The organism is Nocardia sp. NPDC023852, from assembly GCF_040639505.1.
In the GTDB taxonomy this organism is placed as follows: Bacteria; Actinomycetota; Actinomycetes; order Mycobacteriales; family Mycobacteriaceae; genus Nocardia.
This window is the reverse complement of record NZ_JBFAAB010000014.1, coordinates 150,827-168,187: the sequence shown is the minus strand read 5'-3', so window position 1 is coordinate 168,187 and position 17,361 is coordinate 150,827. Positions and strand designations below refer to the sequence as shown.

The following is a 17,361-nucleotide window of genomic DNA, read 5'->3' as shown; positions in this document are numbered from 1 at the left end:
CAAAGGTTTGTCGAAGAGCCCGGTGGCGCGAGTGGCAACAGGAGCCCGGGAGCTATCGGTATCGTCTGGTCAGGTGTCGGTTACGACGCGGCGACTCAATGAGTCGGCCAGCGAAAGCCGGTTCGCCGCATAATGTCTCGCCTCGGCTACCGTGGGCGCGCAGTGTATCGGCAGACAATCGGCCATCGATTGCCATTCCACCGGCTCATTTCCGTAAAACTCGAACAATCGCAACAACTTTCGGCCGACCTCGGTGAAGCGCTGCGAAGGATCGGCACGCAGCCGACGCTCCCCTATTGCGAGTTCGGACGACTCCGCGAACGCCGGGGGCTCCGGTCTTGAACCCCGCCCCACGAGATCACCGCGGCAAGCTCTGGCCGGGGTCGCGTCACCATCCTGTCGAAGTTCCGGCATGGCACGGCTTTCCGCCCGCACACGTCGCCGCACGCCCTTCGCGGTAGTCGGCGATATCCGCCGTCTCAGCGCGGCGATGATCTTGTCGGACAGTCCGGCTACCTCACCAAGCCGTCTGTTCGACCATCCGGGGAAATCCGCGAGCGTCCGCGCGGCCGCCACTTTGTGGTCCGCCAACGACAACGGGAGTCCGCGGGCCCTGTTGAGCTCGACAGCGGGCACAAACGCTCCCCGCGGTTCGCCGTCGAAGAAGATGGCATTGATCGACGCCGCCTTCCGCCGACCGGCGACCACCAGACGGTGGACGCCGTCGATCACCCCGATCGTCGGGCGATGGACGAAAATCGGCGCCACTGGCCCGGGCAGCTGCGCCCACGGACCGATGTGTCGAGGGGTCCCACCGCCGACTCGGACGGTATCCGATACACAAATTCGCTCGACCGCGACCTCCGCAATCTCTGATAGCAGTCCTTGACGAATAGCGGCTCGACCGCGCATTTCGACAGGAACATGCTGCTCGACAGCTGGGGAGACGCAGTCCATGTGAACGTTTCCTTTCACTGCGGTGAAAGGAGTGCCGGCAACGTCATAGGCATTGCCCGACTGGACACCCGCTGCCGGTGTCCGACTTCCCTCGTCCAGAAGACGAAATCAGCGCTCATTCGATATCTCTCTTCGCCAAGCAAGCCACAAGAAATGCACTCACGCGACAGCGTGCGTGCTGGGCGGCCGCCCAAGTTTCCTGCTGAGGAGTAGCCTGCCAGCCGCATCGGTTTCTCGCAACCGATGTACCGTCCTATGGTGGCTCGTTGATCCAGGCGGTGATCGGCAGCTCAGGTTGACGTGGTGGGCGCCGAATCAGACCGCGTCGGTGGGTGTAGACGGCGACCCAGACCTTGCCGCGTTCAGCCCGGATCACGACCACCGTGCCATCATGAACCAACGACGCTTCGGCCGCTGCGCCCGAGCCCTCCCATTCCCCTTCCCTGCTCCGCTTCCCTACTGCTCGACACCGTCCCCGGCCAGCAGATCAGCCACACTCGACGGTACGCTCGGAATAGGTGATCTCTCTGAACTCAACTTAACAAAACCGACCGGCCACCTTGTCTCAGTTGGGGCCGACAGGAGGCACCGACCGGAGCTCATCGCGGCCGCCGAGAAGGCATCTTTGCGACGAAGATGGCCGTAGACCGTCCAGTCCGTTCAGCACCTGTCCCACGTGCCATTCTCCACGAGTCTCATGCAGAGGATGAATGTTGCCACAAGTGTGCGGAAGCGCAGAAGCGAGTGGACGTAGCGTTCGTATCGGAGGCCTGGGCGGCGGCATCGGAGGTGCCGACGGGCCGGCACGCCCCACCGACACCGACAGCGCGTCGTGGCCGGAAAGGACATTGATTGCGAGCGGAATACGTTGGTCACAGAAGATGGCGACCATTTCTATCACCGCAGTATTCTCTTCAAGTCCCTTCCTATATCGAGAACCCTCGATCTATAAGACCATGAGAGGTGCACAGCCATTGACAGGGAGTCGAAAGGGAGTGCCCACCGCTTGATCGACTACCGATCCGTGACGATTCATCCTCACTGAAAGGATGTTGGCCCTGCCGAAGCCCTATCCGCAGGAGTTCCAGTAGCGACGTCGAGCCTGCCGCTCGCACGCGCAAGTCTATTTTGCGTCAGGTAGCGAAGGATTTCGGATCTCCAAGGGTTCTCTGCCTAACCGGCTCGAGCCGCCCGCAACGAAGACGTGCACAGCCCGGTTCTCTGCCACGGAGGCGGCAGAGCCGCGTGAACTTTGCGGGCCTGACAATCAGTTGGAGAAGGAGAACGAAATCCTGCGCCGGGCCGCGGGTTCTTTGCCCCTGCAACTGCGCCCAAATGACTTACGCGCTGGTCCTCGATCCGACCGCCGACGGCATCCCCGTGGCGGTGGCCTCCCCGGTTTCGGGCTTCACCACGCACGGGTTCAATCCGCGTGATCGAGAGCATGACACCTTATCGACGCGACCGGCGATATCCACCACGGCGATCCCGCGTTCACCTACCGGTTCGTCGCTGACGAATTGGATGACCCACGGGATCTGCGCCCGGGGAGAATTCGGCGCACCGATCATGCTCACAGCAACGCATGTGGTCGGTCTGCGTCCGCCGACGCAGCCTTTAGAGGTCTCCGGGCCTGCCGGTACACGATGATCTCGTCGAGCGTGACGTCACCAAACCTCGCCGAACCGGGTGTGGCTGACCGATATAACCGAGTCCCGCACCGGCGAGGGCAATCCATGCGCGATCACGGACCGCTATTCGCACCGGATTGTCGACTACTCCATCGACGACCGCAAGACCGTCACGTCGGCGGTGTCAGCGTTGCGGAACGCGTGGGGCTGCGTGCACCGATCGGCACATCGTGCACTCTGCCCCGGGCAGCGGGTTCCGGTCACGATAGTTCGCATATGTGTTGCCCATCAATGGATTACACGGATCAATGGGCCGAGCCGGTACCAACGCCGCGATGGAATCGTTCTCCGCGCTGCCGCAACGCAGCGTCCCCGACGGCATACTGGCGCACCTGCTGAGAACTGCGCCTGCCGCCGTCACCTGGATCGAACGGACCGACCACGACGCCGCATCGGACACCTGACCGCAATCGAATACGAGGCCCCCGATCGGGCCCCACTCGCGGCCTGAAACTGCACGCCCGCCAGTGAAACGAAACGGGGGGCAGTGCGCATTGTCCGGTGGCTCGGAGGGACCAGGCAACTGCACGGACCGACTCTCGAATCACTGACTATCCGCTACAGCCACTGGCCTGCCCGGCGCACCGCGTGGTTGGCCGGCCGGCAGCAACCTTCAGCGCTACCAACTACACCGCAGTTCCTGACATCGCATCCCACACCGCGGCTCAGGTACTCCGGGTGCGATTTCGTCGCGACCGACTCGACGCATTCGGCACTATGGAGAGTTCGACGCCTGTGCAGACTGCCGAAAGAATCAAATTATCCGCAGCCGGCGGCAGCTGCAGTCACCTGTGCCGGGTAGGAGTCACCGTTGGGATGAATGCCATCCAGAAGTCGTGACGTACCTCACCCCAGAGTTCTCCAGCGTGGGCCACCATTCCCGTGGCCGCGCAAGGCCGGTATCGCGCTCGGATAGAAGACGACGATCGGTGTGGCATTGATACCTTGAGTCACATGATTCCTATCTTGTCCTGATCCAGCCGACATGTTGCCTGAAGTCTGTCGACTTCGGTGCGATAGATGCCGTAAATGCCCGATTTCCTCTACCGTCGCGGTCGGTCCGGTCTCGGTATTGATTGGTGCTCTAGGTCCAGCGACGAAAGCTGCTCTCGAGCAGACGTCTCCAAGGGCTCCCGAACTGCCGCAGTCCGTGGATTCCATACCGCGGCCTGCCCATACGCCTGCCAATATCAGGACAGCTCCGCATCGGCTGAGTCATGTCAAAATTCCGAGCATCCTCGGGATGCCTGAATCATTGTTGTGTGCGTCAGTTCGAGCGCGCCGCGTCGTCCGCCCATTTCCAAGCCGCCGCCTGCCCGGCCGAGTTCACCGTGCTCGAGTGGGGACAGCGGGAACGCCCGCCCTGTCGTCTGCTCGATGGTTGTCGAGTCCACGATGTGCATCCCTCCATGCCGTGGCACCGACGTGCAAGAAGTCGGTCGTCCACGGTAGGTCGTCGTCGCTGACGAGTGATGCGGCCGAACTACCGCGGCCGCGGGCAGAACATCTCGCGGGCGTGCGTGGTGTCGCGGTAGTCCCAACAGCGAACGTGACCGGACGAAATGGCTCGTCCTCGTGCGGTGCGCGATGGCATCGGCCGTCCGCCGAGATGAGCAGCGCAGGTTCCGGTCGTGGCGTCGACGCCGGCCTCCTTCAAACGGCAGGCTCAGCGCTTCGGTGGCCGCCGAGTCGCCGACCTACAAGCCGATCACAGACACCCGCTGGCAGTTCGTTCGTCCAACCAGAACCGGAGCGGGTGTGCAACCGATCGATGACCCGATGTCGATCCCGTCGTCTACTACTGGGCAACTTCGGTTGCCCGTTGTCGACCCGTCGAAGGTGAAGAACCGCGGGGCTTCCCGATCACGTGCATGGGCTGACTTCGGATTCGCTGCTGTCTTGCGCGTGGCTTTGCCGGTACTTAGCGTGCGCCTCTTCCGTATTGCTCCGATGTGGTTGTCCATCAGTACGGCCGACGCGGATCGCGCGGTAATGTACCAGCCGATGACCAACCGGGCGGTCCGCCTCACTGCGATCTCTGCACCGGTACGGCCACGAGATCGGAGTGATCTACCAGGAAACTTGCCTCTGTTGCCGCAAACCGAGTGCGACTCGACCAGGGTGCAGGCAGCGCAATCACACGATGCGAACTGTGCATTATGCAACTTTCGGCGAGTTGCGCTATCGTCGCAGTTCGATTTGCTGGCAAGAAGCCAGTCACTAGCTACGGAGCGTGTGCGTGCTGGAACTCGATCACTTCAGCTACGGGTGGGTGACCCCCGTCCTGGCTTACATCATGTCCGTCGTCGGATCGCTGCTCGGCCTTCGGTGTGCGGTGCACGCCCGATCGTCGCACTGGCCCACAGGTTGGCTCATCGCCGCGGCCGTTTCCCTCGGTGGGGCCGGGATCTGGGTGATGCATTTCACCGCGATGCTCGGCTTCTCCATCCATGGTGGAACCATTCGATACAACGTGCCGATGACACTGCTCAGCGCGGCCGTGGCGATGGTGGTGGTATGGATCGGGCTGTCTGTCGTCGTGCGCTGGCGACGGGAAGTCCTGGCGCTGCCGATCGGCGGTGCCATCACCGGGCTCGGCGTGGCCGCTATGCACTACCTGGGCATGCATGCGATGAACACCGATGCGATCGTCGGCTACAAGCTCGGAACTGTTGTGCTGTCACTCGTGATCGCCGTGGTCGCGGCGACCGCGGCGCTGTGGTTCATGCTGCACGTGAAAGGCATCCGCGCGACCATCGGCGCGGCGCTGATCATGGGCCTCGCGGTGTGCGGCATGCATTACACCGGAATGGCATCGATGCGTGCCGAGCACGCCGGTCAGCATGTCGTGCCCGACGGTGCCGACCCCATGCAGCTGCTCACACCGCTGATCATGACCGTCACTGCGGTCACCATCATGCTGATCATCATGGTCGGCCTTGCCGAGCTCGACGAGCTCGGCAATACCGATCCACTCCCCGCGCCTGCCCAGCCCGAACCTGCCCAGCCCGGATCAGTACAGCCCGAATCCGCCCAGCTTCGATCTGCCCGGTTCGGGTCCACCCAGCGCAGATCCGCCACGCTGACAACCGCTCCCGCCGATCTGCCCCGAAGCGGCCGCGAGTGGCCGCGGCGAGAACCGCCGGGCCAGCGCTGACTCCCCTCCCACCTGGAGGCGGTCCGTACCGTTATGCGGTGCAGACTTTTTTGACGCCGCACGTCGGCGCCGTCAACGAGTTGACCGCGCGGTGGTGCGCCGCCGCGGGCGACGACGACTTCGTCGTCTCGGGAGCCGGGGTGTGGCCGCTACTGGCCCTGCTCGCCGCCGCGGCCGACGGACCCGCGCGGTCGGAACTGGAGGCCGCGGTCGGGGTGTCCGCGCACGCGGCGCACGCGGCGGCGCTGCGGACGCTGGACATTCTCGCCGATGCCGTCGACGTGTCGGCTGCGCTCGGCATCTGGATCCGCGGAAATCTTCCCCTCCACGACGATTGGCTGCACGCACTGCCCACCGGCACGGTCGATCTGCTGACCAGCCAGGTTGCACTGGACGAGTGGACGCGGCGGTGCACCGACGGGCTGATCGAACGGTTTCCCCTTTCCGTCACCTCCGACACGCTGCTGGTCCTGGCCACAGCGCTGGCCGCCAAGACGAGCTGGCGGGCTCCGTTCCATGACACCGTCATGGTGCCGGAAGCCGGCCCGTGGCAAGGACGCCGACTCGCCGCGCTCACCCGCGTCGACACCGAACCGACCGATGTCGCCGTCTTGGACGGACCGCGGCCGGTGACCCGAGTGCTCGTCACGGGGCGGGGCGACGTCGATGTGCATCTGCTGGTGGGGTCGGACAGCCCCGGCGATGTGCTGGCCAGCGGATTGGCCGCACTCGGCGGGTTGGTGCCCTACCGCACCGGGCTCGACGCAGGGCCTGGCGCGCCGGGGCTGACGATGCGGCGGGTGTTCGGTTACACACAGCGCGACACGCTGCATGTTCGCCTGCCACCGTTCGCGATTCGATCGAAGCACGACCTCGTCGCGCGTGCCGAACTATTCGGACTGCGGGCGGCCACCGATGCCGGCCGGGGCCACTTCCCTCGAATCTCGCCGGTCCCGCTGTCGATCGAGCAGGGCGCGCAGGATGTGCTCGCCAGGTTCACGCGCGATGGGTTCGAGGCCGCAGCCGTCACCGCGCTGATGGCGGCACCGGGTGCGGCGCCGGCGATCCGTGCGCAGCGCCACACCACCGTGCTGGAAGTGACCTTCGACCGCCCGTTCGGCTTCCTCGCCGTCCACCGCCCGACCGGACTGGCGGTCGCCGCTGGCTGGGTCGCCGAAACGGCCGATGCACCGTCCTCACAGCTCCCCATGCGATAACGAGTTCGCGCCATCATCTGTGCGCACCGTCGCGGCGAAGTCCGCTGCGACGCCTGCCCTGATCTGAGCCCGGATCGCTGGAACACCCGTCACCGCCAAGGCGTGACCACCACCCGGTCGGTCGAGTACCCCGACCTGAACCGGCAGCGCACGCTGTCATCGAACTCGCTGCGCGGAAGCTGCCCTGACCCAGGGTATCTCGCTCGCCGGCTACAGGCCGTCACCACGCTGCGTTTCTGGATGAGCACGGTGACCACCACCCACGCCGACTACCGGCCGTTGGCCGCTGAGCGAGTGATCGCCGCCGACACCACCATCCGTATTCGGGACAGGCTTCCATCGGTTTCCGACGCGGAGTTCTGTTCCGGGGCAGAGGCTCTCGGTTTCAGCGACACGGCTGGCAGTGGTGATCCACACTCACTTGGTACCGCCGGTCCGTCTGCGTGCGGACCAACTGTTCGCACTGTGGGAGAGAACATGACCGAGTCCGTTGTCCATCTGCCGACCGCTGGAGAATCAGTCTTCGACACCTATGAGCGAATCCGCCAGCAGGGCACGGTCGTTCCGATCGAGCTGCCGGGCGAAGTCGCGGCCTGGCTCGCGGTCAGTCACCAGGCGGTGAGCGAAATCCTCGCCGGCGACGGCACACTGTTCAGCAAGAACGCCCGCAACTGCCCCGCACTACACGATGGAACCATTCCGGCGGACTGGCCACTGCGTGCACTGACCGACATCGATCACATGCTCAACAAGGATGGTGACGATCACCGGCGGGCACGCAAAGGGATCAGCCAGGCATTCACCCCCGCCCGGGTCGCCGCGCTCGAACCCCGAATCCGGCAGATCACCACCGAACTCATCGATGATCTTCGCGATCACAACACCGAAATCGATCTGGTTTCCCATTTCACGACGCCGCTACCGGTTCGGGTGATCTGTGAGCTGTTCGGCGTGCCGGCGGGCGAACACGCACAAATCCGGCGCTGGGCCACGACGGTCGTGTCGCACACCAGCACAGGCGAGGAAACGCAGACCGCGGTGACGGAGATGATCGCTTATCTCACTGAACTGCTGGACCGCAAGCGGCGCGCACCCGGTGACGATCTGACTTCCGCGCTGCTGCGCGCCAACGGCGAGAACGGCTTGGCCGACGACAAGCTGGTCGAAACGTTGTGGCTGGTAATCATCGCTGGACACGAGACGACAGTGCACCTGCTGGGAAACGCGGTTATCGCGTTGTGCTCCCATCCCGAGCAACTTGCCAAAGCGCAGGCCGAGGACCGGTGGGCAGATGTCGTCGAGGAGGTACTGCGTTTCCGTACGTCTGCCTGCGTCATGTTCAACAGGTACGCGCTGCAGGACGTCACCATCGCAGGTGTCGATATTCCCGCTGGTGCCATCGTGGGGTGGTACGCCGGTGTCGGACGGGATCTGCGACGTCATCCGGACGCCGATATCTTCGACATCGATCACGATCACCGGGACCAACTGGCTTTCGGTCGCGGACCGCACTTCTGTCTCGGCGCACCTCTGGCTCGGCTGGAAAGCCGAATTGCGTTGTCCACGTTGTTCAATACATTTCCTCGCCTGAGCCTGGCGTGCGACCCCGGACTGATCCCCCACAGCCCGCAGTTCATCACCTGCGGGCCCCTCACTTTGCCCGTGCTCCTCGACACCGCCGCCAATTGACCAGTGCCGGCTGGTCGGCCGGCCGAGAACGACACGTACGACGGCGAGCACCAGGATTCGCTCCGCACACGAGGCGGCACGACGGTGCGCGGCGCGGCGGTGTCCACGTGCACGCGTGCGTGGTCGGTCATCCGGGCCGCGTAATAGGTTGTCGAGCTGGACAATTCGCCGAACTTTACGGCCAAGCGCAGCACGCGAGGCAGGAGTCGCGCGTTTTGGCCGTGACCGCCCCAGATGTTGACATCAACTGCTGTTGACAACATATGATGTCAACAGATGTTCAGCCTGATCACTCGACGCAGACAAACCGCGAGAGCTTCGGGCACACAGGCACTTTCACCGATTCAGCAACGAACGTGGCAAAGGAGTCCCGATGAGAGCGAAACCATCCGCGCTGGGATATCTCCGCAAAGACGTGTCAGGTGTGTCCCAGGATTGGGACGAGGCGCAGATGCGAAGCTTGGCGAAACGGCTGGGCTACGAGTTGACCAAGACCCTGACCTTCGGCGCCACCACCGAGGGGCCGGTGGGCCGACTTATCGACGTCGCCCGGCACTGTGACGTCGATGCGGTGATCTCCCCGAGTCTGCATCACTTCGACGATGCGATACCCGATGAATTGGTCGAGGTGTGTGATCTGATCACGGTGACGCCGGAACAGACTTTCTCTCGATCGGTATTATCGCGGATCTGGGCGTAGGTCTGATCCGCCACGACGAAATAGCGTGCGGCACCATGCCCGCGCACTCCAGCACGAAATCCGACCCCCGGAGTAGGAAAAAGCTCGCGGCCCGCCGACTGCGGGCAGTCCACGGGCCGCGAAGGGCATGGCCGGCGGAGGTTATCCGTCGGCCGTGATGTCCGGGATCTTCTCGGCTTGGCCGATCGTCTCCGTCAGCAGATCCACCGTTGTCGCCAGCTGCTCCTCCGTGTGTTCCGAGGTGACGAAGAAGCGAAGGCGTTCCTGTCCAGCGGGAACGGCGGGCGAGGAGATCAGGCCGGCGTAAACGCCGTTCTCCAGCAGCGTGGAGGAGACGTAGCCGGCACGAATCTCGCCAGGAACGACGACGGGCACGATCGGGGTGCCTTGGGAAACACCGAGATTCAGGCCGCGTTCGGACAGCGCACCATGGAACAAGCGGGCATTCGCCCACAGGCGGGTCAGGCGCTCTGGCTCCTTCTCCAGCACATCGAGTGCCGCCAGGGCGGCGCCGATGGCCGCCGGTGCGGGCGCACCGGTGAGCATTGCGACGCCCGGGGCGGACGACTTCATCGCACCGATGAGATCAGCATCCGCTGCGACGAATCCGCCGGTGCTGCCCACTGCCTTGGACAGCGTGGCCATCCAAATGTCCACGGCATCACCGGGAAGACCGTAATACTCGCGCATGCCATGGCCTTTGTCACCGAAGACGGCGAACGAGTGGGCCTCGTCGACCATCACCGCACAGTCGTATTCTCTTGCGATGGCGGCCAATTCGTCGATGCGGCCGACGGTGCCGTCCATGCTGTAGTGGCCTTCGAGCACCACCAGCGCACGGTCGAACCCGGTGCGGGAGGTGCGCAGCACCGACTGCAGCGACTCCGGGTCGTTGTGGCGAAAGCTGATTCGCCGCGCACCGGACCATTGGGTGCCGGAGATGACGCTGCCATGGATAAGCGTGTCGCAGATCGCGACGTCGCCCTGCCTGAGCAGGAATCCGATCACACCAGCGTTGGTGAGGTAACCGCTGGTGGTCACCATGGCGTCGCCGACACCGTAGATGTCGGCAAGGCGGCGTTCCAGCTCTTGGTAGAGGGGGATCTCCCCGGCGACGATGCGACTGGCCGACGCCGACGCGCCGAACTGATCCAGGGCCCGCTTAGCGCCCGCGACTACCCGGGGATGGTTGGCCAATCCCAGGTAGTTGTAAGCGCTGAAGTTCACGAGATCGACGTCCGCCAGTCTCGGCTCCGCGACGCGGATCACCGTGTCATTCGGCCCCGTTCGTGGCAGGAACAGTGGGTTCACCAGCCGAGTCTGCTCATACAGTGACGCGATCATCGCCCGCTTCCGCACGGCCGCCACCACGTCCGGATGATCGGCGAACTGGCGTCCCGGCCCGCGACGCGAACGGGACTGCGCCACCGGCCGAACCTGCTGTGTCAGCGTCGAAGCCGCTGGATTTCCGGAGCCGCTGCCTGCCAGTAACTTTCGCGCCAAGTCGCGCGCCGACTCGGTCATGCCGGCACCTCGGTCACCGTCGGAGCGCCGACCGATGTGTGTCGAATTCCTTGCGATCCGGCGCCCTCGACGATTACCTCGGCGGCCTTCGCGCCGGCTTGCCCCAGGCTGAACGAACGCCCGAGCTTCAGTGAAATCAGTTCGACACCAAGGGTTTGCGTGACCAGCGAACCGAATTCCACCGCCATGAGCGAATCCAGGCCCAGTTCGGGCAGGGGCACGGTCAGGTCGATCGATTCGGCGGCCACACCCATCACCGAGGCCAACTGCTCAGCGAGCATGTGCGTGACCACTTCGTCGCGTTTGGCCTCGTCGAGGGCGGCGAGCTCGGACCGCAACCGTGCCGCGGCGGAATCGTTCTGCGCCGCCGCCGCGATCATGGCCTCGATCCGGCCGGTCAGTGCCAGCTGAGGTCCCGTGGCCGCGACCCGGGGCCAGTTGATCGGGAAAATGTCGACCCGGGTGACGCCGAGTCGCAATGCCTCCTCTAGATATCGCGGACCATCGTCCATCTCGATCGTGTCGAATCCCGTGTTGACCAGGTACCGAGCAAGATTCTCGTCGGCCGCAGCCATACCGGCCCCGGTCATATGGCCCCAGCCGACGGCCAGCGCGTTGCCCCCCTCGCGGGCGAGGGCTTCGGCATACGCGTTCACCGCGATATTGGCTGCGGTATAGGAGTAGTGGCCGATACCACCAAATATGGCGCTGCCCGAAGAGAACAGGACGAACTGCTCGAGCTGTGCACCGGCCGCCACGACACCGGCGTGCAAGGCACGCGCGCCGTCGAGCTTAGGCCGGAACACCTTGGCCAAGCTGTTGCGATCCATCGCGCCGATCCGCTTGTCGTCTACCGCGCCCGCCGTGTGGAAGATGCCCTTCAGCGGATGCTCAGGCCGGTGCGCCCGCGCGATCGCCTCACTCACGGCCACCGCATCGGTCACATCGACCAGCTCCGTGGTCACCCCGACTCCCTGCTGCTCCCAGATGGCCAGCTGCTGCCGGGCCTCCTCCGTGGCGGCGCCTGCTCGTCCCAGCAGCGTCAGGCGATGCGCGCCCTTACTGACCAGCCAGCGCCCGATCGCCAACCCGAACCCACCGAAACCGCCGGTGATCAGGTATTGAGCGTCTGGGTCTATGACGACATCGGGAATCTGCGGGCGCACATGCGGCGCCTCCTCGTCCATCCGCAACACGACGCGGCCGATCCGGGTGGATCGCGCCACCTCCTCGAACGCCTGGGCGACATCGGCGGTGCCGAACGTGTCGAAGGGCAGCGGCCGGTAGGTGCCGTCGTAAAGCCTGCCGTTGACCGCTTTGACGAAATCGAAGACCTTGTGCTGCCGCAGCTTCATCATCCGGTCGAGGTCGAACGAGAAGTACGCCACGTTCTTGTCGAAGTGCCGCAGCTCCAGGACGCCGCCGAAATAGATGTCTGCCTTGCCGACCTCGATGATGCGCCCGAATTCCGCGACCGCGGCGAAGTTCTGGACCACGATCTCGCCGGGCGCCGAGCTGATCACCACATCGGCGCCTCGACCGTCGGTGAGTTCGAGAACATCGTCGACGAAGTTCAGCGACCGTGACTGCAGCGCATGGTCGGCGCCTTGATCCAACACGTAGGTGCGACGCTCGGGTGTGCTTGCGGTGCCGATCACCCGTGCGCCATGCAGTTTCGCAATCTGCACCGCCGCCGAGCCGACACCGCCGGCCGCGCCGTGCACCAGCACCGTCTCCCCCGGCTGGAGCCGGGCCAGTTCCAGCAGCGCGTGCTCGGCGGCGACGAACGAGGTGGAGCTGCTGCATCGACCGGGTTCGAAACCGTCACCGACGCGCCAGACCAGATCCACACTGAGAGTGTTGAATCGGCCGATCATCCCCTTGCACGCCAAGCTGACCTTGTCACCGATCTCGAATCCGGTGACACCCGGGCCGAGGCGGACGACGGTGCCGTCACCCTCCATACCCGGCGCAGTGCCGAAGAAGGTGTCGCCGAGTTCACGCTCGCCGAGCAAGCCGATGACTCGCAGCGAGTCCTTGTAGTTGAGACCGACGGCCGCCATCCGCACTTCCACCTCGCCCGGGCCGGGCTCGCGCCGATCGCTGCGCCGCCAGCCCAGCCGCGAGAAGGTCTTGGTCTTGGGGATTTCCAGCCGGAAATCGGCTTCCGAGTCGAGCAGCGCCTCGGTCTCGTCCAGCACGTTCAGACGATTCTGCAGCGTCCGGCTCACCACGGTGGTCCAGCGCAAACCGTGGCGCAGGAACACCTCATCGGCATGGTCGAAACTGAAGGCTCCCGGAATGGTCAGTTCCGCCCGGAGATCCGCATCCGCGACGTCTGCTTCGACGTCGATCAGTCGCCACCGCAACCGCGTCTGCTCATTGAGCAACGCACGCCGGGCGCCCGCCAGCGCGGCATGGCTCGGATTCGGTGCGACATCACCCTCCGGGTGCGTGTACGCGTGCTCAGTCACCACAGAGGCATAGAAGGTACCGTCGCCCAGAACATTCCCTTCGGAACCCTGCTCCATCAGCCAGGCGTCGAGGAAATTCTCCGCGGTCGAGTCGAGGAAATGTTCCGCTGCCAGCGCAATCCGGCGCAGGGTCCAGAGGTTGTCCATATCGTCATAGCTCGAGCCGGCGACTACCACAAGATGCAGACGATCGACACCCCGGAGCGCCATTGCCGCCCGCAGGCTTTCGGACACTACCGATTCCAGATCCGCGCGGGATGGATCACCCGTGACGATCAGCGCAGGAACCTCGGCATCGATGTCCGGACGGGTGATCCGAGCGATCTGCTCGGCACGCGCGGTAGCTGCGGAGTCCATCGCGACGACCACGGTGCACAGACCGTCCGTCGTCGGGAGCGCGGCGTGATCGATAGGCTCGCGCATCTCCCAGCGATCCTCATAGAAGAAGTCGATCATGCGCTGCATCGGACCTGGTCGCGGTGCGATCGATCCGAACTTCATCCCGACGATCTGCACGCACGGGTTGTGGTCGGCGTCGAGCAGCTCGATATCCGCCGTCGGCTCATCCGTCGTGTCGAGGCGGGCCACCACGGTGACCCTCTCGGGGAGCGATGCGAACAACCGCACCGCACCGACCGCGACCGGAACCATCGCACCGTCCTGTTTACTGCCGCCCGAGAGCAGCGCGGCCACGCTCTGCAGCGCGGCGTCGACAACGGCTGGGTGCGCTGGATGCCGGGCGTGACGGGCGATGGTGCCGTCCACGGTGCTGATGGCCGTCGAGCCGGAGAGGCGGATCGAGGTCGCGCGGCGGAAAGTCGGCCCGTAGTCGAGCCCATGCGCCGCAAGGCTTGCGTAGAAATCGACGGGATCGATCTCCAGCATCGACTCGTCGTCGGGCACATCGATCTTGGCCGGTTCGTAAACGCCCTCCACGAGCCGTCCGACGGCATTGATCGTCCAGACCGAACCCGCCACATCGCGCGACCGAATGGTGAAGCGCCGGGTCGACTCTTCCAGGTCGAACTCCATGATCGGCGTCTCGCCCTCATCGATGACCAGCGGTGCGACGAAGCGCACGTCTTCGACCGCCACGCACGCGGACTCGGTTCGCAGCACCGCTGCGCTGAGTGCCGCGTCCAGATATGCTGCTCCGGGCAGGATCCGCGATCCGCCGACCACATGGTCGGCCAGCCACGGCAGCGATTCGATGCCCAGCTCGAGCCGCCACATCGAGGTGTCGTCCGGATCCTGGTCGCCCAGCATCGGATACGCGTTCGGCGTGCCGTGCCGCTTGAGTTGGTACGCCGGAATGTCGCTGCGCAGATGGGTTCGCTGCCACGGGTACACCGGCAGATCGATATGCCGTGTCGGGGACGGCAGATCGACGAACAGCGCATCGATATCGAGCACTCCGGCGGTGTACAGGCCGCCGATGGTCTGGCGGATGCTGTCGGCATCGGACTGCTTGCGGCGGAGTGTGGCGACGGTCGTTCCGGCTTCGCCTGCGGCGATGAGGGTCTCGCGGATGTTTGCGCCCAGCACGGGATGCGGGCCGACCTCGAGGAACACGCGACTACCCGCATGCACGAGTTCGGTGATCGCGTCGGCGAAGCGCACCGCTTGCCGGACGTTCCCACACCAGTACTCGGCATCCCAATCCGCCTCGTTGACGCGCGCACCGGTGACGGTGGAATACACCGGGATTCGAGGCTGCGACAACCGCAGATCCGCCAAAACGGAGCGCAGCTCGTCCAGGATGGGATCCATCAGATAACTGTGGTACGGCACCTCGACTTGTAATCGACGGGCAAAGACGCCTTGTTCCGCGACTGACGCCGCGATCTCGTCCAGGCGGGACACCTCACCGGCGATGGTGACCGCCGACGGACTGTTGATGGCCGCAATATCGACCCGGGCGTCACCCTCGATGAGTTCCTGCGCCTTGGCCGGGGTCAGTCCCACCGCGAGCATGCCGCCGGATCCGGCGGTCGTGGCCTGCAACCGGGCGCGGTGATAGCTGACCAGCAGGGCATCGCGCAATGACAGCATGCCTGTCACATAGGCGGCCGACACCTCACCGACGCTGTGGCCGACGATCGCAGCAGGCTTGATGCCGAATTCCTCCAGCATGGCGTAAAGCGATACCTGCACGAGAAAATTCGCGGGCTGTGCCACCGCGGTGGTGGTAACGCACGACTCCTCCTCAGGCCGCATCAGTTCCTCAACGATCGACCAGCCGGCCACCTCCCGGAACACTGCATCGATGCGCTTCGCCTCCGCGGCGAAAGTGCCGCCTGCCTGCAGGAGATCGCGGCCCATCGCCCACCACTGCGGACCCATGCCAGTGAACACGAACACCGGCTCGGGCACCTTGCGGGCGACGGTCCGGCTCACCCGGCCCGCGCCGCCCGCGAATTCGACCAGCCCGCGCACCAATTCGATGTCGTCACCGAAGGTGATCCCCGCCCGGAACAGATGGTGACTGCGCCGGGTCCACGCCGCCTCCGCGAGGCGCCCCGGGTCGGCGCCGTCGGCGATTCGCTCGGCGAAACCGCGGGCGAGATCTCGCACGGCCTGTTCGCTACGGGCCGAAATCGGTAGCACTCCATAGTGTTTCGGCTGCTGATCGCGCTCCTCCTGCGCGCGGTACTCCTGCAGGATCGCGTGTGCGTTCGTGCCACCATAGCCGAATCCGTTCACCGCGATGGTCATCCGCTCGACCTCGGGATCGACCTCCTCGACCTCCAGCTGCAGCCGGATGCCGAGTTCGTCGAAGGGGATTTCCGGGTTCGGTGTGTCCAGCCAACCCTGCGGTGCGATGGTCCGTTTGGACACAGCCAGCGCCGACTTGATGACACTCGCGATGCCGGACGCGGCCTCGGTGTGGCCGAGCTGAGCCTTGACCGAGCCGACGCCCAGCGGTGTGGTGCGGCCCTCGACGGCACCATAGGCACGGCCGATTGCCCGCAGCTCCAACGGGTCTCCGACCGGGGTGCCGGTGCCGTGCGCCTCCACATAGGTGATCTCGTGCGGCCGGATGCCGGCGCGGTGGGTCACCCGCTTCGCCAAGGCCTCCTGCGAATCGGCATTGGGCACCGTGATCGCCGTGGTGCGGCCATCCTGGTTGGATCCGGTCGCCTTGATCACCGCATAGACTCGGTCACCAGCGCGTTCGGCATCGGCCAGCTTCTTGAGCACCACCATGCCGGCGCCCTCACCGCGGCCGTAACCGTCGGCGGCGGCGTCGAAGGGCTTGCTGCGGCCGTCGGCGGCAAGGAAGCCGCCCTTGCACATGGAGACGAACGGCTCGGGCTCGGCCAGTACGGTCACACCACCTGCGATGGCGACCTCGCAGTCGCCGCTGTCCAGGGCCTGGCAGGCCAGGTGCACCGCGACCAGCGAGGACGAGCATGCGGTGTCGACGGTGATCGCAGGGCCGACGAGGTTGAGCGCATAGGCGATCCGGTTCGAGATCATCGTGTACGAGGCACCGACGGCGGTATGCATGTCGACGAACGGCAGCGCGGGGCCGCCGACCGAAACGCCCAGCTGGTCCATGGTGAACGCGCCCACGTAGACGCCCAGCGGTGCGCCGTTGACCCGCCCGGCGATCCCCGCGTCGTCGAATGCCTCCCAGGTGACCTCCAGGACGAGGCGCTGCTGTGGATCCATCGCCGCCGCCTCACGCGGCGAGATGCCGAAGAAGTCCGGGTCGAACGCCCACGGATCACCGGTCATGAAAGCCGCACGCTTGGTGTACATCCGGCCGGGTGTACGCCGATCAGGGTCGTAGAAACGGCGGTAATCCCAACGGCTCGCGGGAATTTCCATTACGCCGTCGCCCTTACCGACGATGAATTCCCAGAAGGATTCGGGGGAATCGATGCCGCCGGCGTACCGGCAGCCGATACCGATGATTGCAATATCGGACACAACAACTTCCTCGGTC

At 65.0% G+C, this 17,361-nt stretch carries 9 protein-coding genes and 1 pseudogene; 5 read left to right on the top strand and 5 right to left on the bottom strand.

All coding sequences use genetic code 11. From position 1 onward, the window contains the following. Positions 1-69: 69 nt before the first annotated feature. On the bottom strand, positions 70-732 hold the full coding sequence (locus AB0H00_RS19975) for a hypothetical protein (RefSeq protein WP_357268138.1): 663 nt from the start codon (positions 730-732) through the stop codon (positions 70-72). Between the two features lie 478 nt (positions 733-1,210). Next, complete coding sequence (locus tag AB0H00_RS19970) at positions 1,211-1,339, bottom strand: hypothetical protein (protein WP_357268136.1); 129 nt, start codon at positions 1,337-1,339, stop codon at positions 1,211-1,213. 676 nt (positions 1,340-2,015) lie between these two features. On the opposite strand from AB0H00_RS19970, the pseudogene AB0H00_RS19965 reads away from it, so the two are divergent. Beyond that, positions 2,016-3,099, top strand: a pseudogene (locus AB0H00_RS19965) (DDE-type integrase/transposase/recombinase). Between the two features lie 769 nt (positions 3,100-3,868). Here AB0H00_RS19965 and AB0H00_RS19960 read toward each other — a convergent pair. Next, a complete protein-coding gene (locus AB0H00_RS19960; protein ID WP_357268134.1) occupies positions 3,869-4,042 on the bottom strand; it encodes a hypothetical protein in 174 nt (57 codons plus the stop codon). Positions 4,043-4,887: 845 nt separating this feature from the next. Between AB0H00_RS19960 and AB0H00_RS19955 the strand changes: the two genes are divergently transcribed. From AB0H00_RS19955 to AB0H00_RS19940, 4 genes are all read left to right on the top strand, one after another. After that, positions 4,888-5,805 carry an MHYT domain-containing protein gene (locus AB0H00_RS19955; protein WP_357268132.1) on the top strand — a complete coding sequence of 306 codons (918 nt, stop codon included), beginning with the start codon at positions 4,888-4,890 and terminating at the stop codon, positions 5,803-5,805. Between the two features lie 38 nt (positions 5,806-5,843). Further along, on the top strand, positions 5,844-7,022 hold the full coding sequence (locus AB0H00_RS19950) for a serpin family protein (RefSeq protein WP_357268130.1): 1,179 nt from the start codon (positions 5,844-5,846) through the stop codon (positions 7,020-7,022). Between the two features lie 102 nt (positions 7,023-7,124). Next, positions 7,125-8,711: a cytochrome P450 gene (locus AB0H00_RS19945; protein WP_357268128.1), complete on the top strand. Its 1,587-nt coding sequence runs from the start codon at positions 7,125-7,127 to the stop codon at positions 8,709-8,711. Positions 8,712-9,084: 373 nt separating this feature from the next. After that, positions 9,085-9,411 carry a hypothetical protein gene (locus AB0H00_RS19940; RefSeq protein ID WP_357268126.1) on the top strand — a complete coding sequence of 109 codons (327 nt, stop codon included), beginning with the start codon at positions 9,085-9,087 and terminating at the stop codon, positions 9,409-9,411. 141 nt (positions 9,412-9,552) lie between these two features. Here the strand turns inward: AB0H00_RS19940 and AB0H00_RS19935 are convergent, their stop codons facing one another. Then, a complete protein-coding gene (locus AB0H00_RS19935; protein WP_357268124.1) occupies positions 9,553-10,935 on the bottom strand; it encodes an aminotransferase class I/II-fold pyridoxal phosphate-dependent enzyme in 1,383 nt (460 codons plus the stop codon). Then, entirely contained in the window at positions 10,932-17,345 is a 6,414-nt protein-coding gene (locus AB0H00_RS19930) for an SDR family NAD(P)-dependent oxidoreductase (RefSeq protein WP_357268122.1), read from the bottom strand. Before AB0H00_RS19930 ends, AB0H00_RS19935 begins: the two co-directional genes overlap by 4 nt. Between the last annotated feature and the right edge of the window lie 16 nt (positions 17,346-17,361).

Excerpts from the sequence above, each read along its gene's own strand:
- AB0H00_RS19935 (WP_357268124.1), bottom strand. The coding sequence starts at position 10,935 with ATGACCGAGTCGGCGCGCGACTTGGCGCGAAAGTTACTGGCAGGCAGC.
- AB0H00_RS19940 (WP_357268126.1), top strand. The coding sequence starts at position 9,085 with ATGAGAGCGAAACCATCCGCGCTGGGATATCTCCGCAAAGACGTGTCA.